This window comes from Croceibacterium xixiisoli (assembly GCF_009827305.1).
Classification (GTDB): Bacteria; Pseudomonadota; Alphaproteobacteria; order Sphingomonadales; family Sphingomonadaceae; genus Croceibacterium_C; species Croceibacterium_C xixiisoli.
The window spans coordinates 756,637-779,461 of record NZ_WTYJ01000001.1 but is presented as its reverse complement, the minus strand read 5'-3'; the positions used below and the strand labels follow the sequence as shown (position 1 = coordinate 779,461).

Annotated in this window: 23 protein-coding genes, 1 tRNA gene and 1 other RNA gene; 11 read left to right on the top strand and 14 right to left on the bottom strand. The window is 65.3% G+C overall.

Going from position 1 to position 22,825, the window contains the following annotated elements:
- Positions 1–32: 32 nt before the first annotated feature.
- The 3 genes from GRI97_RS03730 to GRI97_RS03720 form a co-directional block, all read right to left on the bottom strand.
- Positions 33–572 carry a hypothetical protein gene (locus GRI97_RS03730; RefSeq protein ID WP_161389766.1) on the bottom strand — a complete coding sequence of 180 codons (540 nt, stop codon included), beginning with the start codon at positions 570–572 and terminating at the stop codon, positions 33–35.
- 210 nt (positions 573–782) lie between these two features.
- Positions 783–1,685 carry an RNA polymerase sigma factor RpoH gene (gene rpoH / locus GRI97_RS03725; protein WP_161389765.1) on the bottom strand — a complete coding sequence of 301 codons (903 nt, stop codon included), beginning with the start codon at positions 1,683–1,685 and terminating at the stop codon, positions 783–785.
- A gap of 129 nt (positions 1,686–1,814) precedes the next feature.
- Positions 1,815–2,759, bottom strand: a complete 945-nt coding sequence (locus GRI97_RS03720) for an RluA family pseudouridine synthase (RefSeq protein ID WP_161389764.1) — start codon at positions 2,757–2,759, stop codon at positions 1,815–1,817.
- 16 nt (positions 2,760–2,775) lie between these two features.
- On the opposite strand from GRI97_RS03720, the gene GRI97_RS03715 reads away from it, so the two are divergent.
- The 4 genes from GRI97_RS03715 (at position 2,776) to rnpB (ending at position 5,127) form a co-directional block, all read left to right on the top strand.
- Entirely contained in the window at positions 2,776–3,171 is a 396-nt protein-coding gene (locus GRI97_RS03715; RefSeq protein ID WP_161389763.1) for a Mov34/MPN/PAD-1 family protein, read from the top strand.
- 126 nt (positions 3,172–3,297) lie between these two features.
- On the top strand, positions 3,298–3,936 hold the full coding sequence (locus GRI97_RS03710) for a histidine phosphotransferase family protein (RefSeq protein ID WP_161389762.1): 639 nt from the start codon (positions 3,298–3,300) through the stop codon (positions 3,934–3,936).
- The gene (locus GRI97_RS03705; protein ID WP_161389761.1) at positions 3,929–4,684 is read left to right on the top strand and encodes an N-acetylmuramoyl-L-alanine amidase; all 756 of its coding nucleotides are present in this window, start codon (positions 3,929–3,931) and stop codon (positions 4,682–4,684) included. The genes GRI97_RS03710 and GRI97_RS03705 overlap by 8 nt, the downstream gene beginning before the upstream one ends.
- A gap of 8 nt (positions 4,685–4,692) precedes the next feature.
- Positions 4,693–5,127, top strand: an RNA gene (gene rnpB / locus GRI97_RS03700) — RNase P RNA component class A.
- 49 nt (positions 5,128–5,176) lie between these two features.
- Here rnpB and GRI97_RS03695 read toward each other — a convergent pair.
- Complete coding sequence (locus GRI97_RS03695) at positions 5,177–5,983, bottom strand: metallophosphoesterase (RefSeq protein ID WP_161389760.1); 807 nt, start codon at positions 5,981–5,983, stop codon at positions 5,177–5,179.
- Between the two features lie 182 nt (positions 5,984–6,165).
- On the opposite strand from GRI97_RS03695, the gene GRI97_RS03690 reads away from it, so the two are divergent.
- The gene (locus tag GRI97_RS03690; protein WP_161389759.1) at positions 6,166–6,918 is read left to right on the top strand and encodes a TorF family putative porin; all 753 of its coding nucleotides are present in this window, start codon (positions 6,166–6,168) and stop codon (positions 6,916–6,918) included.
- Positions 6,919–6,966: 48 nt separating this feature from the next.
- Here the strand turns inward: GRI97_RS03690 and GRI97_RS03685 are convergent, their stop codons facing one another.
- Positions 6,967–7,617 (bottom strand): SIMPL domain-containing protein, encoded by a 651-nt coding sequence (locus tag GRI97_RS03685; protein WP_235917687.1) that lies wholly within the window; start codon positions 7,615–7,617, stop codon positions 6,967–6,969.
- Positions 7,618–7,825: 208 nt separating this feature from the next.
- Between GRI97_RS03685 and GRI97_RS03680 the strand changes: the two genes are divergently transcribed.
- The gene (locus tag GRI97_RS03680) at positions 7,826–8,266 is read left to right on the top strand and encodes a VOC family protein (RefSeq protein ID WP_161389757.1); all 441 of its coding nucleotides are present in this window, start codon (positions 7,826–7,828) and stop codon (positions 8,264–8,266) included.
- 63 nt (positions 8,267–8,329) lie between these two features.
- Here GRI97_RS03680 and GRI97_RS18350 read toward each other — a convergent pair whose 3' ends face one another.
- Positions 8,330–9,283, bottom strand: coding sequence for a CHAP domain-containing protein (locus GRI97_RS18350; protein WP_202392566.1), 954 nt, complete (start codon positions 9,281–9,283; stop codon positions 8,330–8,332).
- A gap of 117 nt (positions 9,284–9,400) precedes the next feature.
- Between GRI97_RS18350 and der the strand changes: the two genes are divergently transcribed.
- Positions 9,401–10,792 (top strand): ribosome biogenesis GTPase Der, encoded by a 1,392-nt coding sequence (der, locus tag GRI97_RS03670; RefSeq protein WP_161389756.1) that lies wholly within the window; start codon positions 9,401–9,403, stop codon positions 10,790–10,792.
- Between the two features lie 283 nt (positions 10,793–11,075).
- Here der and GRI97_RS03665 read toward each other — a convergent pair whose 3' ends face one another.
- From GRI97_RS03665 to GRI97_RS03640, 6 genes are all read right to left on the bottom strand, one after another.
- Positions 11,076–11,693: a nuclear transport factor 2 family protein gene (locus GRI97_RS03665; RefSeq protein WP_161389755.1), complete on the bottom strand. Its 618-nt coding sequence runs from the start codon at positions 11,691–11,693 to the stop codon at positions 11,076–11,078.
- Positions 11,694–11,755: 62 nt separating this feature from the next.
- Positions 11,756–12,322: a DedA family protein gene (locus GRI97_RS03660; RefSeq protein WP_161389754.1), complete on the bottom strand. Its 567-nt coding sequence runs from the start codon at positions 12,320–12,322 to the stop codon at positions 11,756–11,758.
- A 60-nt stretch (positions 12,323–12,382) separates the two neighbouring features.
- On the bottom strand, positions 12,383–12,865 hold the full coding sequence (gene bfr, locus GRI97_RS03655; RefSeq protein ID WP_161389753.1) for a bacterioferritin: 483 nt from the start codon (positions 12,863–12,865) through the stop codon (positions 12,383–12,385).
- Between the two features lie 130 nt (positions 12,866–12,995).
- Complete coding sequence (locus tag GRI97_RS03650) at positions 12,996–13,223, bottom strand: (2Fe-2S)-binding protein (RefSeq protein ID WP_161389752.1); 228 nt, start codon at positions 13,221–13,223, stop codon at positions 12,996–12,998.
- 195 nt (positions 13,224–13,418) lie between these two features.
- The gene (locus GRI97_RS03645; RefSeq protein ID WP_161389751.1) at positions 13,419–14,654 is read right to left on the bottom strand and encodes a DUF418 domain-containing protein; all 1,236 of its coding nucleotides are present in this window, start codon (positions 14,652–14,654) and stop codon (positions 13,419–13,421) included.
- 60 nt (positions 14,655–14,714) lie between these two features.
- Positions 14,715–15,938 carry an SPOR domain-containing protein gene (locus GRI97_RS03640; protein ID WP_235917594.1) on the bottom strand — a complete coding sequence of 408 codons (1,224 nt, stop codon included), beginning with the start codon at positions 15,936–15,938 and terminating at the stop codon, positions 14,715–14,717.
- A 415-nt stretch (positions 15,939–16,353) separates the two neighbouring features.
- Between GRI97_RS03640 and GRI97_RS18345 the strand changes: the two genes are divergently transcribed.
- A complete protein-coding gene (locus GRI97_RS18345; RefSeq protein ID WP_202392684.1) occupies positions 16,354–16,701 on the top strand; it encodes a hypothetical protein in 348 nt (115 codons plus the stop codon).
- 25 nt (positions 16,702–16,726) lie between these two features.
- The gene (locus tag GRI97_RS03635) at positions 16,727–18,196 is read left to right on the top strand and encodes a tetratricopeptide repeat protein (protein WP_161389749.1); all 1,470 of its coding nucleotides are present in this window, start codon (positions 16,727–16,729) and stop codon (positions 18,194–18,196) included.
- Between the two features lie 67 nt (positions 18,197–18,263).
- Here GRI97_RS03635 and GRI97_RS03630 read toward each other — a convergent pair whose 3' ends face one another.
- Positions 18,264–19,496 carry a dihydroorotase gene (locus GRI97_RS03630; protein WP_161389748.1) on the bottom strand — a complete coding sequence of 411 codons (1,233 nt, stop codon included), beginning with the start codon at positions 19,494–19,496 and terminating at the stop codon, positions 18,264–18,266.
- Positions 19,493–20,533 (bottom strand): aspartate carbamoyltransferase catalytic subunit, encoded by a 1,041-nt coding sequence (locus tag GRI97_RS03625; RefSeq protein WP_161389747.1) that lies wholly within the window; start codon positions 20,531–20,533, stop codon positions 19,493–19,495. The genes GRI97_RS03630 and GRI97_RS03625 overlap by 4 nt, the downstream gene beginning before the upstream one ends.
- Before the next feature lie 124 nt (positions 20,534–20,657).
- Between GRI97_RS03625 and sppA the strand changes: the two genes are divergently transcribed.
- Both sppA and GRI97_RS03615 read left to right on the top strand, forming a co-directional pair.
- A complete protein-coding gene (sppA, locus tag GRI97_RS03620; RefSeq protein WP_161389746.1) occupies positions 20,658–22,562 on the top strand; it encodes a signal peptide peptidase SppA in 1,905 nt (634 codons plus the stop codon).
- Positions 22,563–22,677: 115 nt separating this feature from the next.
- Positions 22,678–22,752 (top strand) — tRNA-Val (locus GRI97_RS03615).
- Positions 22,753–22,825 lie beyond the last annotated feature (73 nt).

Here is a 22,825-nt window from a genome sequence, read left to right as displayed (position 1 = left end):
GGAGGGGTGCAATGGGGGACGGCGCCCGCGCGTCAGCCGGCGCGGGCGGCCGGCCAGTTGATCGCCCGCATCAGTCGCGCGATGTCGGCGGAAAAATCGGTTTTCCCGACCACCCAGGTCGCGCGATATTTGACCTGCCAGTCAATGCCCGAGGGGCAATAGAGATAGGCCTCGGTGTGGGCTTCGGGACCCCTGTGCTGATTGGTTGCATTGGCACGGATGGTGTAAGCGGCAAAATAGGCGGCGTTCGCCTGATCACCTGATGGACTGGGGCGCATTCCTTCCTGTGTGGGCGGGGTTTCGGTCCGGCTTTCAATCGTGTCCTTCACACCGGCGAATTCCGTCTGGCAATCCACCGCCGGATCGCGCGGATAAAGGTAAAGGGTCACCGTCAGACGATCGTCGCCCTTTTCAAGCCGGTAAGTGGCACTGGCATCATTTTGATCGCCGCTATAGTCGATCAGGCCGGTACGCTGAAACTTGCCGACCTGTTCCGGGAATGCGGTTTGCGTGGCCGGGTGGACCCAAGGGTCGGGCGCATTCTCAATCGCCGTCTGCGCCGTGGCGGGCATTGCGCAGGCTAGCCCCAGCACAAGCGCCGCGTGCCTGATTCGCCCGCCATGCGAACACCATCCCTGCAGCATCCCTCATCCCCCATTTTCGTTTGTTGAAGCGGTTATGGACGATTTTCAGCGCCTGACAATTGCGGGTGGATGCGGGATCAGACCGGCCACAAAAAAGGGCGGCACAAGCCGCCCTTCTTCGTCATCGGTGCCCTGAGATCAGGCCGGCAGCAGCCGCTCACCGGCGATGCGCTGCATCGCCTTCTGCAGTTTTTCGAACGCGCGCACCTCGATCTGGCGGATGCGTTCGCGGCTGACGTCATAGACCTGGCTGAGTTCTTCCAGGGTCTGCGGTTCGTCGACCAGGCGGCGTTCGGTCAGGATGTGCTTTTCCCGATCGTTCAGGCCATCCATCGCTTCGACCAGCATGGCATGGCGGACCTGGGCTTCTTCCTCGTCAGCGACCACCACATCCTGCAGCGGGCGATCATCGGTCAGCCAATCCTGCCACTGGCCGGCGCCTTCCTCATCCCCGCGCAGCGAGACGTTGAGCGAGGCATCGCCGCCCATCATCATGCGGCGGTTCATGTTGATGACTTCCTGTTCCGGCACGCCCAGATCGGTGGCGATCTTGGCCACGTCATCGGGATGCAGATCGCTGTCTTCGAAGGCTTCCAGGTTCTTCTTCATGCGGCGCAGGTTGAAGAACAGCTTCTTCTGCGCGGCGGTGGTGCCCATTTTGACGAGGCTCCACGAGCGCAGGATGAATTCCTGAATGCTGGCCTTGATCCACCACATGGCATAGGTCGCCAGGCGGAAACCGCGATCGGGCTCGAACTTCTTGACGCCCTGCATCAGGCCAACATTGCCTTCCGAAATCAGATCGCTGACCGGCAGGCCATAGCCGCGATAACCCATCGCGATCTTGGCCACGAGGCGCAGATGGCTGGTGACCAGTTGCGCGGCTGCTTCCGGATCTTCGTGTTCCTGATACCGCTTGGCGAGCATGTATTCCTGCTCGGGCTTGAGCAGCGGGAATTTCTTGATCTCGCTCAGATAGCGATTGAGGCTCTGCTCACCGCTCAGCGCGGGAACCGCCAGGGATTTTCTGTTGGTGCTCATTTGTCCCAAACCTTTCTCATGTCGACCGCTGCTTTCGCTGACCCCTGATGGGCGTCTGCGGGGGCGCGGCCACTGTCTTGATCCCCCTATAACCGATTTTCCTACCGATCGGTGTGCAATTCATCGATCTCAATGACCACATTCGTCGATTAGTTCCCGCATGTCCGCTGGAATGGGGCTGGAAAACGACAGTCTGGCACCCGTGACCGGGTGGATGAAACCGAGAATCGCCGCGTGCAGGGCCTGGCGCTGAAAGCCGAGCCGCTGCAGAATGGGGCGAATCTGCGCGTTGTTGCGTCCATATGCAGGGTCACCCAATAGCGCATGACCGATTGATGCCATGTGAACACGGACCTGATGCGTGCGGCCCGTTTCCAGCCGGCATTCGATCAGGGCGCAGCGGGTGAGCCGCTCTATGGTCTTGTAATGGGTGATCGCATGCTTGCCGCGCGGCGACCTGGGGTCGAGCACGGCCATTTTCTTGCGATCGCTGTCAGACCGGCCGATTCGCTGGTTCACCGTGCCTGCGGGCGGCATGGGGTGCCCGTTCACGACCGCCATATAGGCGCGTTCGAGCGAGTGATCGGCGAACTGCCGCGCCAGCCCCTCATGCGCAATATCGCTCTTGGCGACGACCAGCAGGCCAGAGGTATCCTTGTCGATCCGGTGCACGATGCCCGGGCGGGCGACCCCGCCGATGCCGGACAATTGCCCCGCGCAATGGTGCAGCAGGGCGTTGACCAAGGTGCCATCCAGATTGCCGGCGGCGGGATGGACGACCATGCCCGCAGGCTTGTCCACCACGACCAGGTCGGCGTCTTCATGGACGATCACCAGCGGAATATCCTGCGGCAGGGCCAGCGCCTCCACCAGCGGGGGCATGGTGACGGCAAAGGCGGCGCCTGCGGCCGGCTTGAGCTTGGGGCTGGTGACGACCTGACCGGCGATCTGCACGCTGCCATCGGCGAGGAGGGCCTTTACCCGTTCCCGCGACAGGCCGGTGGCATCGGCCAGCAATTTGTCCAGCCGGCCATCCCCGGCGAGCGTCCCGGTGATGACCTCTGCTTCCCCCATGGTTACAGATGTGGGGATGGAGATCGAAGTGACAAGCATTGTTTTGCAGCAAATGCAGGCCGCCGCCGCCATGGCCGGGGCGGAGGAATGCTGCGGCCTGATGCTGGGGGACGGCGACGGCATCGATGCGCTGCTGGCATCGCGCAACATGGCGGCGGAGCGGGAGCGGCATTTCGAGATCGATCCACAGCTTTTGATCGACGCCCACCGCGCGGCGCGGGCCGGGGGGAAGCGCCTGATCGGCTATTATCATTCGCATCCCAACGGCTTGCCCCGGCCATCGGCCACCGATCGCGCGATGGCGGCAGGGGACGGAATGATCTGGGCGATCGTGGCGCGGGGCGATGTGACGTTCTGGCGCGACGACGGGGAACAGTTCGTGCCGCTTCCCTACCGGCTCTCGGACGGCTAAGGCCCTGCTCTGCCAAATGATCAGGACCACCCGCCAGCCCCACCTGCGGAACCCCACGATCAGCCCGGGCAGCACCGCGCCAATTGTGCCTGCACCGCACACCGATTACAGTCCGGAAAACACCGTATGACCTCTGCAACCGATCTTGCCGCCCTGCTCTGCTCCCGCCTGTGCCACGACATGCTCAGTCCTGTCGGCGCGCTCAGCAACGGGCTCGAACTGCTGGCGGATGAGAAGGACCCGGAGATGCGCCGGCGGTGTTTCGAACTGCTGGAACAGAGCGCGCGGATCAGTGCGGACAAGCTGAAGTTCTTCCGCCTGGCCTATGGCGCCGCGGGCGGTTTCGGCGATGCGGTGCCGACCGACGAACCGCGCGAGCTGATCGCCGGGATCGTGGCCGCCAATGAACGGCTGCAGCTGGATTGGGCGGTCACCGAACCGACCCTGCCCAAGCCGGCGATCAAGGTGCTGCTGAACCTCGCCGCGATCGGCGTCGATTCGCTGGTGCGCGGCGGCGTGCTGGCGGTGGGTGCGGAAAACCGCGGCCGGGCGACGGAAATCGCGGTGCGCGCATCGGGCCCCAAGGTCGCGTTCGACGGCACGATCGGCAAGGCGCTGGACGGATCGCTGGACGAAGCGGAACTGTCCGGCCGGACCGCGCCGGCCCATATGGTGCGCCTGCTGACCGAAGAGCTGGGCGGCGGCGTGCAATATGCGCTGTCGGGTGAGGCGCTGATCATGGGCGCCGTGCTGCCCAATGGCTGACGACCGCGCGATCGGTGACCGGGCCGGGCGTGAAGGGGCTGGGCGTGACGAGCTGGTCCATCGCGAACAGCTGTCCCCCAATTGGGATGAGCGGACCCAGCCGATCAGCATGGTGGTGCTGCATTATACCGAAATGCAGCCGATGGAGAGCGCGCTGGAACGGCTGTGCGATCCGGAGGCAAAGGTCAGCGCGCATTATCTGATCAGCGAAGCGGGCGAAGTGATCCGGCTGGTGCCGGAAGACAAGCGCGCCTGGCATGCCGGAGCCAGTTCCTGGCGCGGGCAGCGCGATGTCAATTCGGCCAGCATCGGCATCGAGCTGGATCATCCGGGCCATGCGCTGGGATATCGGCCCTTCGCCGAGGCGCAGATCGACGCGCTGCTGCCGCTGGTGAGCCGGATCGTGCAGCAATATGATATTCCGCGCGCCAATGTGGTCGGCCATTCGGATGTGGCGCCGACGCGCAAGATCGATCCGGGTGAGTTCTTCCCCTGGAACCGGCTGGCCGAACATCGGCTGTGCCTGGCCCGCCCGACGCGGCTGGATCTGGGCGATCCGTTCGACAATGACGGGGCGTTTTTCCTGGCGCTGGAACGGTTCGGTTACGACATCACCGACCGGCACAAGGCGGTAGAGGCGTTCCAGCGCCGCTGGCGCCCGGAAATGATCGATGGCGAGATCGACGGGGAAATCCGCGCCATCCTGTTCAAACTGCTCTTGGACAGAGACCGCGGCAGCGCTAGATAGAGCCTGTGCCAGGGGGCCGGGCAGCCGCGTCAGTTCTTTCGGGAACTGCCGAGGAAAGTCCGGGCTCCACGAAACAAGGGTGGCGGGTAACGCCCGCCGGGCGAGGATTTTCGGATCCGGACCAAGGGAAAGTGCCACAGAGAGCAAACCGCCGATGGCCTGCGTTTCGGCGCAGGGACAGGCAAGGGTGAAAGGGTGCGGCAAGAGCGCACCGGGGGGCCGGCAACGGCAACCGCAAGGCAAACCCCACCCGGAGCAAAACCGAATAGGGGCGGCACGTTCCGGATTTATCCGGGACAGGCGGGTTTCGCGCCAGTCGCCCGGGTTGGTTGCTAGAGCGGCCAGGCAATTGGTCGCCAAGATGAATGGCTGCCACCGCAGATACGGTCCCGCATAGGATACCGTCTGCGGTACAGAACCCGGCTTACAGGCCCCCTGGCATTCCTGTAGCCGAAGCTGCGACCGATCTTGTTTTCAAAGCGACAAGCCGGATCAGGCGAGAATGGGCACCGGGCCGGCGGTGATGCTGCCGTCTTCCTGTTCGAAGGCTTCCATGAAGCTGCGGTTGCGACCTTCCAGCACCAGCGCCGTCAGGCGGCCACTCTGATAGGCGCCGGTATCGATACCGATGCGATTGCCGCGATCTTCGGGTGCGCGGGTGATGGTGTGGCCGTGAACGACAACCAGACCGTGCGAATCCGCGTGCGACAGGAAGGGTTCCCTGATCCAGCGGAAGGTATGCCGTTGCTGGTTTGCCAGCGGCACACCCGGTTCTATCCCGGCATGGACGAACAGATAATCGCCGATCGTCACCCAATCTTCGAGATTGCGCAGATATTCGATATCCTCGACCGGCACGGTCGCGCACATCAGTTCATGCGCTTCTTCCATGGAAGCGTCGCGAAAGCTTTCCGCATTCACCCCGAAACTGAGCACCGTTTCGCGGCCGCCATGACGCAGGAAATGCTTGAAGACATTAAGATCGGTCAGGCTGTCGAGGAACATTTCCTCGTGATTGCCGCCCAGCACATGGACCTTGCGGCGTGCCTGCCAGTCGCGGACGAAGCGGATCACCCCGGCGCTGTCAGGCCCGCGATCGACCAGATCCCCGAGCATGACGATGGTGGTGTTGGCGCGGCCGCGCGCGGCATCATCGGTTTCTATCGCCTGTGCCAGCGCCTGCAGCAGATCGAGCCGGCCATGCACGTCACCCACCGCATAGACCCGCTCCCCTGAAGGGAGAACGGGCGGTGGGGTTTCCACCGTACGGGAGAAGAGGTTTTTGATACCTTTGAACATGATACTGACTTGGTAACCTGAACGTCCAAAGCAGCAAGTGGTGCCGATTGTCCAACCGCTTGCCCTGTTTCCCGCCGCGATCTGTGGCAGGTGATACCAAAACAGCACAGGTCTATCCCCGCCCACCCCGGCGGGGGATTTTTGGGGGAGGACGCGCTGCACCATTCGCGGTAAGCGGGCACATGCGCAATTCCCCCCTGATCCGCCGCCTGACCCTGTCTGCTGCCGTTATCGGCACGGTAACTGCCCTGCCCGCCATGGCGCAGGAATCGGACATCTCCCTGTCTGCCAATGCCGCTGTGGTGACCCAATACCGGTTTCGCGGCGTGGACCGTTCCGGCGGCGACATCGCCGTGCAGGGCGGCGTGGATGCCAGCCACACCAGCGGTTTCTATGTCGGCGCCTGGGCATCGTCGCTGGACGATGACAGTTTCCAGCGCGGCGATGTGGAACTGGATATTTATGGCGGCTGGTCGGGCGAAATCCGCAACGGATTGACCGTGAATGCCGGGGTGATGGCCTATCTGTTCCCTGACGCCAAGCAGGCGCAGGTGGCGCTGACCGGGCGCAATGTGATCGAGCTGTATGGATCGCTGGCCTATACGCTGGGCCCGGCGCAGGCGAAGCTGGGCACGCATTGGGCGCCGGCGCAGGATTCGATCGGCCGTCAGGACAATCTGTATCTTTATGGCGAGCTCAGTTCGTCGGTTCCCGGCACGCCGGTGACGCTGACCGGTCGGCTGGGTTACACCGATGGGCCGGTTACCTATACCGATGAGGGCGATGCGTTCGACTGGTCGATCGCCGCCAGCGTGGCGCTGGACCGCCGCTTTTCGGTCGGCGTGAGTTATGTGGGCGCACAGGGGGATTATCTTCCGGGCGAATACCGTTTCACCCGCGATGCGGTGCTGGGTTCGCTGTCGGTCAATTTCTGATCCGGACTGCCGGCCCGCCCGGTTGGGTGCGGGCCGGTGCCGTGACGATCAGCGCAGGTAGAAATCCACGGTCGTGACCACGCGCACAGCCTTGTAAGGCGTATCGGCAACGCCCCAGCCGCCGCCATCGCCATCGCGCGCCTCGATCGAGAAATAGCCCTGCGTCGCCTGCTTGATGCCGCCGACGCTGGTGCCGCTGTCCTTGGCGAATTGTTCGGCTGCAGCGCGCGCATCCTTGGTCGCTTCGGCGACCATTTCCGGCTTGATGCCGTTGAGCTTGGTGAAGGTGAAGGCCATGCCCGAGCCTTCTTCCAGGATCACGCCCCGGCGCACCAGATCGAACTGCCGCCGCACGGCGCGCTGGGCGCGGGCGATGTCGGTGCTGCGCAGGGTCATGCGTTGCCGCACGGTAAAGCGGGTGACGCCTTCGCCGGTATAGGTCGAGACATTGACGCCGGTGGGCTGCAGCTCATCTTCTGGAAAACCCAATTCCTTGAAGAAGGCGCGGATGGCCGCCGTATCGCGATCGACACTGGCCTGGGCGCTGGCGAGATCTTCCGCCGTGGCCGAATAAGCGATGGTCCAGGTGGCGAGATCGGCCATCACTTCACGTTCGGCGAGCCCGCGAACCGTGACCGAGCGATCGGCCGCCTTGGCCCGGGTCAGCCCGTCCCCCAGCAGATATCCGCCCGCAACCATGCCCACCGCCAGGATGGCGGCGGTCGATAGCCACAGCTTCGCCTGTGAACTGCGCCAGAAAGCGTTGGCCGAAGGGGCATTGACTTCGCTAACATCGGACATGATCGGATATCTCCCACGCCATCCAACGGCCATTACCGGGGCTGGCATGAGCGATATGCGAAGTCAGCGATGAACTGTGCTTGAATAGCGATAAACGGAGCCACACATGGTCAAATATCTCCACAGCATGATCCGCGTCAGCGACCCTGTCGCGTCTGTGGAATTCTTCAAGATCCTGGGTCTGGAAGAGGTACGACGGCAGGAAAGCGAAAAGGGACGCTTCACGCTGATCTTCCTGGCTGCGCCGGGGGATGCCGAACATGCGCAGGTCGAACTGACGTACAACTGGCCGCCGGAAGACGGCAGCGATGCCGAAGTCTATGGCGGCGGCCGCAATTTCGGCCATCTGGCCTATGAGGTCGATGACATTTACGCCATGTGCCAGCGGTTTGCCGATGCCGGCGTGACCGTGAACCGCCCGCCGCGCGACGGGCACATGGCCTTCGTCCGTACGCCCGACGGGGTTTCGATCGAACTGCTGCAAAAGGGCGAATCCCTGCCGCCGGCAGAACCCTGGGCCAGCATGGAAAACACTGGCAGCTGGTAATTCCTCCGCCGGCCTGCGCCCCCTGCCCTGACATGTCAGGACCGGGAAGCGCAGGCCGGGGATTCATCGATTGGCGCGGATTAGGTCGCCAATCACATCCCGGCGTGCAAGCTGTCGCTGCGCGGGTTGGGGTTGCCCCTGCACCGGGGCATTCTGGGACCGCACCGGAGCCGGATTGGTGCGACCCGCAGTGCTCTGATTGCGCGTTGGCGCGGCGGATTGGGCCACGCGCGACCGCGCGCCCGGCTGCTGCGGAGCCGGGCGTTGTTGCTGGATCATCGATTCGGGCGCACGGGCCAGGGTCCGCAAATTCGAACTGGTCTGCACGGCAGCATTGGTTCTGACAGGCACCGCCGACGTGGCGCGGGCAGGCGCCGGAGCGGCCACTGGTGAACGGGCTGGCGTGGTCGCTGGCGGGGTGGCGTTGACCAGATGGGCGCGCGGCAAGGACGTTGCCTGGCGCGCGGGAACAGCATTGCTGCGCGGCGCCGCGCGGGGCGGTGTCTTGGCCGGATAGATGAAGCCATAGGTGGGCCAGACCGTCTGCCCCAGATCATTGCTGGGGCCGTACCAAACCCGCACCATGCTCCAGTCATTGTTCGGCGACACATCGACCGCACGCACATCGTCTTCGATCTGGCCGCGCCGGCCATCGATCGGCGACCAATTGGCATGGCGCAGCAGTATGGTGCGGCTGTCCACCACGCGGCTGACCGCCGCGACATGGCCCAGGCGCAGATTGTCATGCGGGCGCAGCGCCAGCACCGCCCGTTCCCGCGGGACCCGCCCACGATCATAGCGGCCCGCCGCCTGGCCCCACCAGGTATAGGCATCGCCGAACAGTTCGATGCCCGATTGCTGACGGGCATAGAGCACATTCTGGGTGTAGGCCGGCAATTCTCCGCCGCGCATGGCACCGGGGCGACCGGGCAAGCCGAGCGCCGTTTCGGCGACAGCGGCTGGAGCGATCCCCGAAATGGCCGCAAGAACGGCAAAAGCGGTAAGATTTTTCCTCATGCGGCAAGGATTTGCCGCATTCGGGTTAGGGCCACCTCTCCGCCTTTGGTAAACGCCCTGATAATCTTTCGCCTGCTTTCGCTTGCCAAGCGCCGCGTCAGGTTGCACCTGCGGCGGATGGCAAAACGCCCTCTCCCCCAAGTTGTGATCATCGGCCGCCCCAATGTCGGCAAATCCACCATCTTCAACCGGCTGGTCGGCAAGCGGCTGGCGCTGGTGGACGATCAGCCCGGCGTGACGCGCGACCGGCGATTTGGCGACGCGAGCCTGCTGGATCTGGAATTCCAGGCCGTCGATACCGCTGGCTGGGAAGATGAAGAACCCGACAGCCTGCCCGGCCGGATGCGCGCGCAGACCGAAGTTTCGCTGAAAGGCGCGGATGTCGCGCTGTTCGTGATCGATTCGCGCGCCGGCGTGACCCCGCTGGATGAGGAAATCGCCCGCTGGCTGCACCAGCAGGGCGTGCCCGTGGTGGTTCTGGCCAACAAGGCCGAAGGCATGGCCGGGCAAGGCGGCATCATGGAAGCCTATGCGCTGGGACTTGGCGAACCGGTGCCCTTCAGCGCCGAGCATGGCGAAGGCATGACCGATCTGTTTACCGCCCTGCTGCCGCTGATCGACGATTGGGGCGATGACGAGGCGGCCGATTCGGAAGATGCCGATGACGGCGAGGAATTCGACACCACTGCGCCGCTGTCACTGGCGATTGTCGGCCGTCCCAATGCTGGCAAATCCACGCTGATCAACCGGCTGCTGGATGAAGACCGGCTGCTGACCGGCCCGGAAGCGGGCATCACCCGCGATTCGATTTCGGTCGATTGGGAATGGACCGACCCCAAGAGCGGCGAGACCCGGCAGATCAAGCTGGTCGATACCGCCGGCATGCGTAAGCGCGCCAAGGTGCAGGACAAGCTGGAGCGGCTGTCCGTCCAGGATGCCAAGCGGGCGGTCGATTATGCCGAAGTCGTGGTGCTGTTGCTGGATGCCACGCGCGGGCTGGAAGTGCAGGATCTGAAGATTGCCGACATGGTGATCGAGGAAGGCCGCGCGCTGATGATCGCGATCAACAAATGGGATGTGGCGGAAAACGCCAGCAGCCTGTTCAACGGCATTCGCACCGCGCTGGACGAAGGGCTGGCGCAGCTGCGCGGCGTGCCGCTGCTGGCCGTATCGGCGATGACCGGCAAGGGATTGGACACCATGCTGCAGGCCGCGTTCGAAACGCGCGAAGCCTGGAGCCGCCGCGTGCCGACCGCTGGGCTCAACCGCTGGTTCGACGATGCGCTGGAAGCCAATCCGCCGCCGGCCCCCGGCGGCAAGCGGATCAAGCTGCGCTATATCACCCAGGTCGGCACCCGCCCGCCGCGCTTCGTGATTTTCGGTACGAGGCTGACCGAATTGCCCAAGAGTTACGAACGCTATCTGATCAATGGCATCCGGCGCGAACTGGGCTTTGGCGCGGTGCCGGTGCGGTTGACGCTGAAGAGCCCGAAGAACCCGTTTGCCTGAGGGCGTGGGGGAACAGGCGCTTTGATTGCGAGCGGTCCCGGCTTTCGCCGGGGCGACGTGGTGGGGCAATATCGTCGCTGATGTTTGGGGCTGCCTTGCCGGGATTTGAGGTTGCTGCTGGATTCCCGCCTTCGCGGGAATGACGAATTAAAACAATCACCTACCTCAGTCATTCCCGCGAAGGCGGGAATCCAGTCGGTGCAACGATTCGAAACTTTAGGGTATTTCCTGTTTGAGAACGCTCCCAGGCTTCGCTGGGACGACTCCATTTGGGGGACTGCGCCTATTCCCTTCCGCTGACCGGGTTGCGGTAGTGGTAGGGGGGCAGATAGAAATCCGGATAGACCGGATAGGGCTGCGTCTTTTCATCCGGCGGCAGATCGTCGAAATCCATCAGCAGCGGCATGGCGTGTTTGGCCCAGCCCTTGTCGAAATCGGTGTAGAACACCTGCCAGGATTTGAGCACGGCGATTTTCCACACGCCGTCTTCCTTCACATATTCGTTTTCATACAGGCATTCGCCCCACATCGCTTCCCCGCCCATGCGCCCGACCTGCATCAACGCGCGCAGGCGGCATTTGGCGGTCTGGCCGTCATCGGCGACGTGGATGACCGGCTGCAATTGCATGTGGTTCATCAGCAGGCCGGGCGGCGGCGGGCCGAAGTGGCGCATGTATTCGCGGATCCGTTCATGGCCGAAGAAGCGGCCACGCCCGTTGATTTCCAGCGTGGCATCGCGGGCGAACAGATCGGCGACATGTTCCCACTGGCTCTTGTCGACATAATAGCCGTAGATCCGCTGGAGATTGGCCACCGCCAGATGATCTTCCGCTGCCTGCGCGCGTTTTTCCACCGCATCCAGCCGTGCCGCCAGCGCGCGCACTTCCGCTTCCCAATCCATCCCTGATCCCTTCTGTTGTTGCGCGGCATAACGCCGCAAGCGGGGCCGGATGGCAAGCCCGGTCAGCCGGCGCGGTGGCGCCGCCGACGGATCAGGTGGAACAGCAGCGCGCCCACGACCGAGAGCGCGACGACGGCCAGCAGCACATGTTCGAAGGGGCGAATGCGGCCGAACAGCGCCTCCACCGATTGGCCGAACACATAGCCGAGCGTGATGAAGACCGAGGCCCACAGCAGCGCCGCGAGCGCGTTCAGCAGCAGGAAGCGGGCGGGTGGGAAATCCAGCGTGCCGATGGCCAACGGGCTGACTGTGCGCAGGCCATAGAGGAAACGGAACAGGAAGACGAAACCTGTGGGATAGCGCGCAAAGAGCCGGGCCGCGCGATCGAAGGCCGGGCGGCGGCGCAATGCCTGGATGCGGGGATGATCGCGAAAACGGCGACCGAGAAAAAAGAACAGCTGATCGGCGAGAAACGAGCCGAGCGCGGCCATCGCCACCGCCGGGATGAAGCCGGCCAACCCGCGATGGACGATCACGCCGCCCAGTATGACGGCGGTTTCGCCTTCGGCCGCAGCGCCGAGAAAAATCGCCGGGAGGCCGAATTGCGCCAGCAGCGCCTCGACCGTCACCGGCGCGAAAAACCGGCAGCAGGAGGGGCGGGCTGCCTCAGCGCCCGCCCACAAGGCCGATCAATGCGCCTCGGGTGCGCGCGAATTGAGCTGCACATAGTTCTGCAGGCCCATCCGCTCGATCATGTCGAACTGGGTTTCGAGAAAATCGATATGTTCTTCTTCGCTTTCCAGGATGCGTTCGAAGATTTCACGGCTGACGAAATCGCGCACGCTTTCGGCATAGGCGATAGCATCGCGCAGCAGCGGCACGGCTTCATATTCGAGCGCGAGATCGGCCTTGAGGATTTCCTCGACCGTTTCGCCGACCTTGAGCTTGTGCAGGGCCTGGAAGTTGGGCAGCCCGTCCAGAAACAGGATGCGTTCGGCCAGCACGTCTGCGTGCTTCATCTCGTCGATGGATTCGTGGCGTTCATATTCGGCCAGCTTGGTCACGCCCCAGTGGTTGAGCGTGCGATAGTGCAGCCAGTACTGGTTGATCGCGGTAAGTTCGTTGGTGAGTGCCTTGTTCAGGAACTCGATGACTTTTTCGTCACCCTTCATCTGCCGTACTCCGATTGGATATGGCGTGCAGATGGGCCCCTCCCCTTGGAGTGGCAAGAATTTCCGCAATGGGAAACAACAAAAACCCGCAGAAAGAAGGGCTTTTGCGAATGCAAGTCAGCCGCCTGCCTTATGCGGGTGCAAGACCCCGCAAACCCTGACAAGCATTTGCAGCAGGCAGGCGCGTGCACAGCTGGCGTTCTTCGAACAGGATATCTTCGGCATCTTCCAGGCACTGGCCGCACTGCGGCACCTTGCCCATGGTGGCATAGACCTGTTCTGCATCGCCCCCGGAACACCGACGGGCGGCGCCACGGAAGTCCTTTTCTTTCACTGCATTGCAGATGCAGACGTACATCGGTCACGACTCTCCCAGACGATGTAGCCAAGTTAATGCGAATTGCTTGCAGTAGCAAGCCCTTTGCGAAGACTTCGCATTGAGCGGTTTTCGATCCGATTGCATCGGATCGCCGCTCTATCTCTTTTTGTTTGCCGCGATTTCCGAGTCAGCAGGTGATTCCACCTGCTTAGAAATCGCTCTGAACGGGAGATATCAGCGCCTGAAGGGCAGCCACCGGCCATAGACCAAGCAGCGCCACAGCCATTCGAGCGGACCGTGGCGGCAGCGGCGCAGCCAGGGTTCCGACCAGCCGAGCATCAGCAGGCAGCCCATGCCGACATAGCCGAGCAGATCGAGCCGGTGCAGCATGCCGAAGCGGTCTGTCGCGAAAACCTGGAACAGCAGCACCATCACCAGCGAGGTGCCGATGTAATTGCTGAAAGCCATGCGCCCGGCGGCGATGATCCGCCCGCCGAGCCAGCCCTGCTGCACCAGCGGCGTCAGCCAGACCAGTAGCGCCGCCGCGCCGATCACCATCGGCAGGCGGGGAAAGGCGGACAGGCCGAACAGGGCCAGATCGGTAAGGAAGGGCGGGAAGCGTTCGGCCATCACCCACAGGCCGATCGGCAGCGTGGCCAGCGCGCCGCCGATCAGCCCCAGCCAGGCCAGGGCAAGGCGGCGCCGGTTCGGGCGGGAGGCGAAAAAGCCCATGCGATAGAGCGCCATGCCGATCAGCATCATCGGGATGGTTTCCATCACCGCCAGCCACGGCAATTGCGTCAGCGCGCCGGCATGTTCAGTTACGCGGAAGCGGATGACGGCGGCGAAATTCCCGCTCTGCACCACCTGCTGTTCCTGCGCGGTCTCTGCCACCCGATCCTGCCACGCTTTTTCCAGCCCCTGCCATTGCAGGCTGGATTCGGCCTGCCGTTCGGGTGACCCCTCCAGCATGGCAGGCGATCCCATGGCGGCGCACATCAGCAGGGTTCCGGCGGCATACCAGACGAGACCGGCCAGCAATTGCCGCCGCGCCGACCAGTGCAGCATCGGCAGGATCACGAAGCCCGAAATGGCATAGAGCGTCAGCACATCGCCGCTGAACAGCAGCACGAAATGCAGCAGGCCGACAATCAGCAGCCAGAACAGGCGCCGCATCTGCACCCGATCATCCGCGCCGCCGGCCAGCAGCCGTTCGCTGAACAGATAGAGGCCCGCCCCGAACAGCAGGGTGAACAGCCCACGAAACTTGCCGTCGACCAGCACGAACTGGAACAGCCAGACCCAGCCATCCGACACCCAGCCACCCGCCGGCAGCGCGCCGGGCCAGCTGTAGGCGAGCGTGGGATGGGCAAAGGCGGTGATGTTGGAAAACAGGATGCCCATGACCGCCAGGCCACGGATGAAATCGAGCGAGAGCAGCCGGTCATGGGCGACGGGCGCCAGGGGCATTGCCGCTTGCTGATTGTCCGACCTCATCACGCCCCCTTCATGGAGACGCCCGGGCGCGGATCAGCGCTGCGTGACCATGCAATCAATTCCTGCCCGCTTCAGCCCGCGACAGGCCGTATCGGCCGCCGCCTGGCTGGCGTACCCCCCTGCCAGCAAGCGGGTAACATTGCCAGCCGGCACCATCACGCGTTCCGCACCCGACAATTCCGGCCGGTTGCGCAACCGCGCCCAGAGCTGTTCCGCATTGCCCGCCACCGAGAAGGCGCCCAGCTGCACGCGCCAAGCGCCGCCGGTTGCCGCATTGCGGGCGGCGGGGGCCGGGCGTGGCGCAGGTTCGGGCCGGGGTTCCGGCCTGGGTTGGATTTGGCTGCGCACCGGAGCCTCTGCCACTTGGGTCGGGCGCGGCACAGGCGCGGGCGCAGGCTGGGCGGCGGCCCGCTGCGGCGGGTTGGAAGGCCGGGCGAAGGATGCGCCGGCATCCTGCGGGCTTTCGGTGCCGGTGGCCTGGCGCGCCTCGGCAACGGCGGCCAGCGCGGCCGCGACCGAAGGCGACACGGCGCTCGATTGCGCCGGGCGCTGCGTGTTGCGGGATGGCGCGGCGGCGATCGCCGGAGCAGAGGCCGTACTGGCCGGAGAAGCCGCCGCCGGCCGCGACGGGCGCCGTGCCGCGGAACTGCCGGCACCATCGGCCAGATCGAGCGAGGCCAATTCGGTGGCGCGGGCCAGATCGGCTTCCTGCTTCATTTCCACGGCCAACGCGGCCGCTTCCTGCCGCTGAGCGAGCGGGATATCATTGTCCATCTGCGCCACGGCAGCCGCCGCCTGAGGCAGGCCGGCGCCATTGGCCAGGGTCAGCAGCGCATAGGCGCGCACCCAGTCGCGCGTGACCACATCGCCGTTGAAATGCGCGATGCCGAGCAGATATTGCGAGCGGGGATCGCCGCGCCGGGCGGCATCTTCGACATAGGGCAGCGCGGCCTGACGGCGGCCATCCTGAAACAGCATCAGACCATAGGTGTCGGCGGCCTGCAGATGGCCGGCCTGCGCCGCGCGGGCATAGAGCTGTTCCGCGCGGGCAGCATCCTGCGGGACGCCGCGCCCGAGCCGATAGGCCTGACCCAGATTGAACATGGCATCGGCGTCGCCGGCCTGCGCCGGACCTTCCCATTCGCGGACGGCGGTGGTGTAATCCCCCCGGCTCCAGGCATCGACCCCGGCCTTCACATCGGCCTGAGCCGGCGCCGTCAGCAATGCGGCCCCGCCGACCAGAAGAATGGCGAGCAAGGGCCTGGGCGACATGCGCCGCGATGACCGGCGCAGGCCCCATATCGGTTTATTCGGCCGCGGCGGCATCAACCCGTTCCTTGCTTCTTCCAATCGCTTTGACGCTGCCATAGGAAATCCATCGTTAGCAAAGCCTTTATGCAGGCCCGGATCCGGCTTTACCGGTGCATTTGTGCCTGAACGGGACGGCGCGCGTGCCTGCGGCCGCCCGCATGAGGCCCTATTAACCAAAAATTTAACAGGATTTGCGATCCCCGTCGACGGACAGACAACCACCGTTGTCATCGACATTCAGGGGAATTCGGCGTGCACGTCCCGGCACTGGCATTGCGGAAAGCGGATCGGAGCATGGCGCGCAAGGCCCTGCAGCCGGACAGCGCCGCCAGCCGCCCAGTGGCGCAATAGGCCGACCGTCATGCCCCGCCCTTCCCCCCGATCTGCCCCCGCCGATGCGGCCCGCCCGAACTGGCGCGAACCGGACGCGGACGTGGAACCGCAGGACACAGGGCTGGAGGTGCACCGCCAGCAGCGCGCGATCGCCGATGCGATCGGTTCGCGGGCGGCGCCAACACCAACACCGGCGCCACGCGCCGAAACCACCGCCTTCACCCTGCGGCTGGATGCAGAGCGCCACCTGCGCCTGCGGCTGGCCTGTGCGGCGCAGAATTGCAGCGCGCAACAGCTCGTCACCCAGGCGCTCGACCGTTTCCTGAACGAACTGCCCGAAATCGAAAACCTCGCAACCCAACTCAAGCGCAGCTGACATGCGACAGAGAGGCCTTCACGCCATGAGCAACCCACGCAATCACCGCCGGTTCTTCGGCTATGCCGTCACCACCGCGCTGGCCGGGGTGCTGCTTTCCAGCTGCGCCACCGAAGGCCAATCCCCCCGCGCCGAAGCCTCCGCCGGGCAGGCGCAGGACGCCTTGGCTGTGGGCCAGACACCCGAAGCCATCCGCCTGGCCGAAGAGGCCGTGGTGGGCGAACCGCGCAATGCGTCCTATCGTGCGATGCTGGGCCGGGCCTATCTCGACGCCGGTCGCTTCGCCTCTGCCGCGAGCGCCTTCGACGATGCGATGACGCTGGGCGATACATCGGCGCGGACCGCGCTGAGCATGGCCCTTTCGCTGATCGGCGAAGGCAAGCAGCCCGAGGCCGTAGCTCTGCTCGGCGATTGGGAGAAAGAGCTCGCCGCCGCCGACATCGGGCTGGCCTATGCGCTGGCCGGTGACCCGGCGCGCGGGATTTCCGTGCTGGAAAGCAGCATTCGCGGCGGCCAGAACACGGCCAAGAGCCGGCAGAACCTGGCCTATTCCTATGCGCTAGCCGGCCGCTGGCGCGAAGCGCGGCTGATGGCGCAGCAGGATGTGCCGGCCGACCAGATCGACAGCCGGATCGACCAGTGGAGCCGCACCGTGGCGCCCGAAGCCTATCAGGCGCGTATCGCCACGCTGCTGAACGTGCCGGCCAATGTGGCCGATGCCGGCCAGCCTGCGCGGCTGGCGCTGAACACATCGCCCGAAGTGAACCAGGTGCTGGCCGAAGCGGCTGGTGCGGCGAAGCCGTCCGGCGAATTGCCGGCGCTGGCTGCCGCGACCAGCGGGCCGCAGACCGTCGACCCGACCGTGGCGCTGGAAGGCTATCGCGCGCCGGCGATCGAACGCCCACGCGATTTCCAGACCGCCTTCGCCACCCAGGCCCCGGCCGGCGGATCGCTGGCGACGGTGGCGCAGGATGCCGTGCGGTTCGCCCAATCGCCCGAAGCTCGCAGCGCGCCCGTGCGCCAGGGTGTGACGCCCGTGCCGACCGCACCCGCCGCGCGCGCAGTGCAACAGCCGCCGGCGCTGGCGCCGATGGCGCGCCCGACCCCCACGGTTGTCGCCAGCGTAGCGCCCGCACCGGCGCGCCCCACTGCCGCACCGGCACGCCCTGCCCCCGCCCCAACGCGCGTCGCCGCCGCAACCCCGGCGCCGGCCGCGGGTGGCAATCGGCAGGTCCAGCTGGGCAGCTTCACCAGCGAACAGGGCGCCCGCCGCGCCTGGGGCACCTATGTCCGGCAATACCCTGAACTGGCCAACCACCGCATGGTCATCACCCAGGCCAATGTGAACGGCCGCCAATACTGGCGCGTCGCGGCCGGCGGCATGAATGTGGCGCAGTCCAATGCGCTGTGCGGCAAGGTGAAGGCCAAGGGCAGCAATTGCATCGCCATGGCCGAAGCGCCATCGACGCAGAACGCGCGGCTCGCATCGCGCTGAAAACAAAAAAAGGCCGGTCACCAGTTGGGGACCGGCCCTTTTTGTATCGGGCTGGCTGTGGGGCGGCTCAGTCGTCGACTTCGACCCCGCCCTTCCACAATGCGGTGACGCGGCCCTGCACGGGCTGGCGATCGAACGGGGTGTTGCCCGCCGTTGCCGCCATGCGCGCCGAATCGACCACCCAGGGCCGATCCTGATCGATCAGCGCCAGATCCGCCTCCGCCCCCACGCGCAGTTCCCCGGCATCGACGCCGAGCAGGCGGGCGGGATTGCGGGCAAGCAGATCGAAGGCGCGTTCGAGCCCGATCACCCCGTCGCGCACCAGCGTCAGCACCATGGCGAGCAGCGTTTCCGCCCCGGCCATGCCCGGCGCAGCATCGGCGAAGGGCAGGCGCTTGTCTTCCGGGCCGCGCGGATCGTGGCCGGAGGACACCACGTCGATCGTGCCATCGGCCAGCGCGGCGATCACTGCCTGGCGATCCGCCTCACACCGCAGCGGCGGGGACAGGCGGGCGAAGGTGCGGAATTCGACCAGCGCCAGATCCGACAGCATGAAATGCGCCGGGGTGACGCCGGCGGTGACGGCCACGCCACGTGCCTTGGCCGCGCGCACCAGCTTGAGCGCGCCCGCGGTCGTCACCTGCCGCAGATGCAGCCGGGCGCCGGTGATTTCGGCCAGCGCGATATCGCGCGCCACGGCCAGCGCTTCGGCCTCCACAGGCGCGCTCGGCAGGCCGAGCCGTGTGGCGATGTCCCCGGCTGTGGCAACGGCGGTGCCGGCGAGGCCGCCGTCTTCGGCATGGGTCACGACCACCAGATCGAGCATGGCGGCATAGCGCATCAGCCGCATCATCACGCCGCTGTCCGCGATCCAGCGCCGCCCGGTGGCAATGCCGCGCGCGCCAGCGTCGCGCATCAGGGCGATTTCGGCCAGATGCGTGCCGGCCAGGCCCACGGTGGCGGCGGCCAGCGGGTGGACCCAGAAATCCGGCTTGCCGCTCAGCGCCGCGAATCGCACCGGCGCGGGATGATCGAGCGCGGGCGACTGATCAGGCATCAGCGCGGCGCGGGTGATGCCACCGAAGTGGAACGCCGGCTTGTCGACCGCGAAGACGCCGAAATCGACGAGGCCAGGCGCCAGCAGCGCGCCGCGCGCATCGTGGATCTCGTCGCCATCCTGCGGCTGCACATCGCCGACCGCGTCGATCACCCCACCCACGCTGCGCAGCGCGCCGGGGGTAACGCCCGAAGGCAGGACCAGCCGCGCGCCGGTGATGATCAAGGGGCGTGCCTGTTTCATACCCAATCCCCCGGTCGTGCCTGTTTTTCGCCCCAGCCGTCCACGCCGCGCGCGCGGCGGGTCAGCACGTCGAGGCAGGCCATGCGGATGGCCACGCCCATTTCCACCTGATCGGTGATGATCGAGGTGCCGGGCAGATCGGCGACATTGCTGTCGATTTCCACGCCCCGGTTCATCGGCCCGGGATGCATGACGATCACATCACTCGCCGCGCGGCCCAGCCGTTCGACAGTCAGGCCATAAAGATGGCGGTATTCGCGCGGGCTGGGGATGAACTGGCCGTCCATCCGTTCATTCTGCAGCCGCAGCATCATCACCACCTCTGCCCCGTCGAGCGCGGCGTCGAAATCGTGGAAGGGTTCAACGCCCATCATCTCGATTTCCGCCGGCATCAGCGCGGGCGGCGCGCAGACGCGCACGACAGCACCTAATGCCTGCAGGCAGAGGATGTTGGAGCGGGCCACACGGCTGTGCAGGATATCGCCACAGATCGTCACCCGCAGCCCGTTGAATTCATTACGGCCCCGCGCACGCAGGGCATGGCGGATGGCCAGCGCATCCAGCAGCGCCTGGGTCGGGTGTTCATGCTGCCCGTCCCCGGCATTGAGCACCGGACAATCGACCTTGTTGGAAATCAGCCGCACTGCGCCCGAACTGCCATGGCGAATCACGATCGCATCCGCGCGCATGGCGTTGAGCGTCATCGCCGTGTCGATCAGCGTTTCGCCCTTCTTCACGCTGGATTGGGCGGCGTGCATATTGACCACGTCCGCGCCCAGCCGCTTGCCGGCAATCTCGAAACTCAGCAGCGTGCGGGTGGAGTTTTCGAAGAAGGCGTTGATGATCGTGAGCCCGGCCAGCGCATTGCTGTGCTTGGAGGCCTGGCGGTTGAGCGCCACCCATTGTTCTGCCTCGTCGAGCAGATAGAGGATCTCATGCGTTTGCAGCTGCCCGATGGCGAGAAGATCGCGATGCGGGAAGGCAAGCGCACCGGCCGGATAGCGACCTGCGGGCGGGGTGGGTGGCAGCGATGTCATTAAAGCCGGGCAACTAACGCGCTGTGGGGCGCGGCTCAAGCCGAAACGGCTGGAACTGGTGGGAAACCTCGCTACCTATTGTGCGCTTGGGGCCGGAACGGCCGCGCGTGTGGAAAGGTATGGAATGGCTTTTGCGGGCAAAGTCTGGCGTTTGCTGGTCGGGATCAAGGATGCGCTGGCGTTGCTGTTCCTGCTGCTGTTCTTCGCCGCCATTGCCGCCGCGTTGAGCGTACGCCCCAGCCCGGCCAAGGTGCGCGAAGGCGCCCTGCTGCTGCAGCTGGATGGCAGCGTGGTGGAAGAGGTCGCCAATGTGGACCCGCTGAACGCGCTGCTGTCCTCTGCCGTGCCGACCCGCCAATATGCCGCGCGCGATCTGGTGCGGGCGATCGACAAGGCCGCGAAGGACGACCGGATCAAGGCGCTGGCGCTGGACCTGTCCACCTTCCTGGGTGGCGGACAGGTGCATATGCAGGCGCTGGGTGATGCGCTGGACCGGTTCCGCGCGACCAAGAAGCCGATCCTGACCTATGGCACTGCTCTGTCCGATGATGCCATGCTGCTGGCCGCGCATTCGACCGAAGTCTGGGTCGATCCGCTGGGCGGGGTCGCCATTGCCGGCCCCGGCGGCAAGCGCATGTATTATGCCGGCCTGCTCGACAAGTTGAAGATCCGCGCCAAGGTCTATCGCGTCGGCACCTACAAGAGCGCAGTCGAACCCTATCTGCTGAGCGGCATGTCCCCCGAAGCGCGCGAGAATGCCCAATCGCTCTATGGCACGCTGTGGGACGAATGGCAGGCGGATGTGAAGAAGGCCCGCCCCAAGGCCGATATCGCGCTGGTGACCGGCAATGTGGTGGAATGGCTGAACGCCAGCGGCGGCGACGTGGCACAGGCATCGGTGAAGGCCGGGCTGGCTGACCGCGTGGGCACCCGCATCGAATGGGGCAAGCGGCTGGCCGAACTGGTGGGCAAGGATGATCTGGACAAAAGCCCGGGCGCCTTTGCCGCGACTGAAATCGATCCCTGGCTGGCCGCGATCGGCCCGGGGGATGACCGGTCGGGCGCGAAGAAGATCGGCGTGATCACCATTGCCGGAGAAATCAGCGATGGCGAGGCGGGCCCCGGCGAAGCGGGCGCCGAACGCATCGTGGCGCTGCTGGACGATGCGCTGGACGATGAGCTGGCCGCGCTGGTGGTGCGGGTCGATTCGCCCGGCGGCACGGTGACCGGTTCCGAAGCCATTCGCCGCGCCATCCTGCGGCACAAGGACGCCAAGATCCCGATCGTGGTATCGATGGCCAATGTAGCCGCCAGCGGCGGTTACTGGGTGTCCACCCCGGCCGACCGGATCTTTGCCGAGCCCGGCACGATTACCGGATCGATCGGCATCTTCGGCGTGGTGCCGACTTTCCAGGATGCGTTGGCCGAATGGGGCGTGACATCCGACGGGGTGCAGACCACGCCGCTGTCGGGCCAGCCCGATGTAGCCGCCGGCTTCACGCCGGAAACCGACGCCATTCTGCAGGCGAGCGTCGATTCGGGATATCGCCGTTTCTTGAGCCTGGTGGCCGCATCACGCAAGGTGACGCCGGAACGCGCCGACGAGCTGGGCCAGGGCCGCGTGTGGGACGGCGGCAGCGCCCGCCAGCTGGGGCTGGTCGATCAGTTCGGCAGCCTCAACACCGCGCTGGAATGGGCCGCCAAGCAGGCCAAGCTGAAGGATGACGAGTGGCAGACCGCCTATCTGAGCACCGCGCCGGATTCCAATGCCATGCTGCTGGCGAGCCTGCTGGGGCAGAACAGCGCCCGTAAGGCGGTGGGCGGGGACATGTTCTCCCGCTTTGCCGATCAGCAGGGTGCGCTGACGGCGCAGGCCGTGTCCGATCTGGACCGGCTGTTTTCATCGCGCGGGGCCATGGCCCATTGCCTGGAATGCCCCGCCACACCGGTGCGGCTGAGCCGTGGCACCGCCCGCACCGAGCCGCAGAGCGGCGTGTGGATGATGATCCGGGAGTTTCTGATCGGCTGATTTTTCCGATTGTGTTTTTCTGTCTGGGGAGGGCTTGCCAGCACGCCGGAGCCATGGCAAAGGCCCGCCCCTGCCGGACACGCAGCTGATCCATCAGCGGCACAGTCCATAAGGCGGGCGCGTAGCTCAGCGGTAGAGCACACCCTTCACACGGGTGGGGTCACAGGTTCAATCCCTGTCGCGCCCACCATGGCGTCCGCTCGCGGATGTCATGGAGCAGCCGACGATCCGGCATCCTTGCATTTGGTTCCCCCGGCAATGCC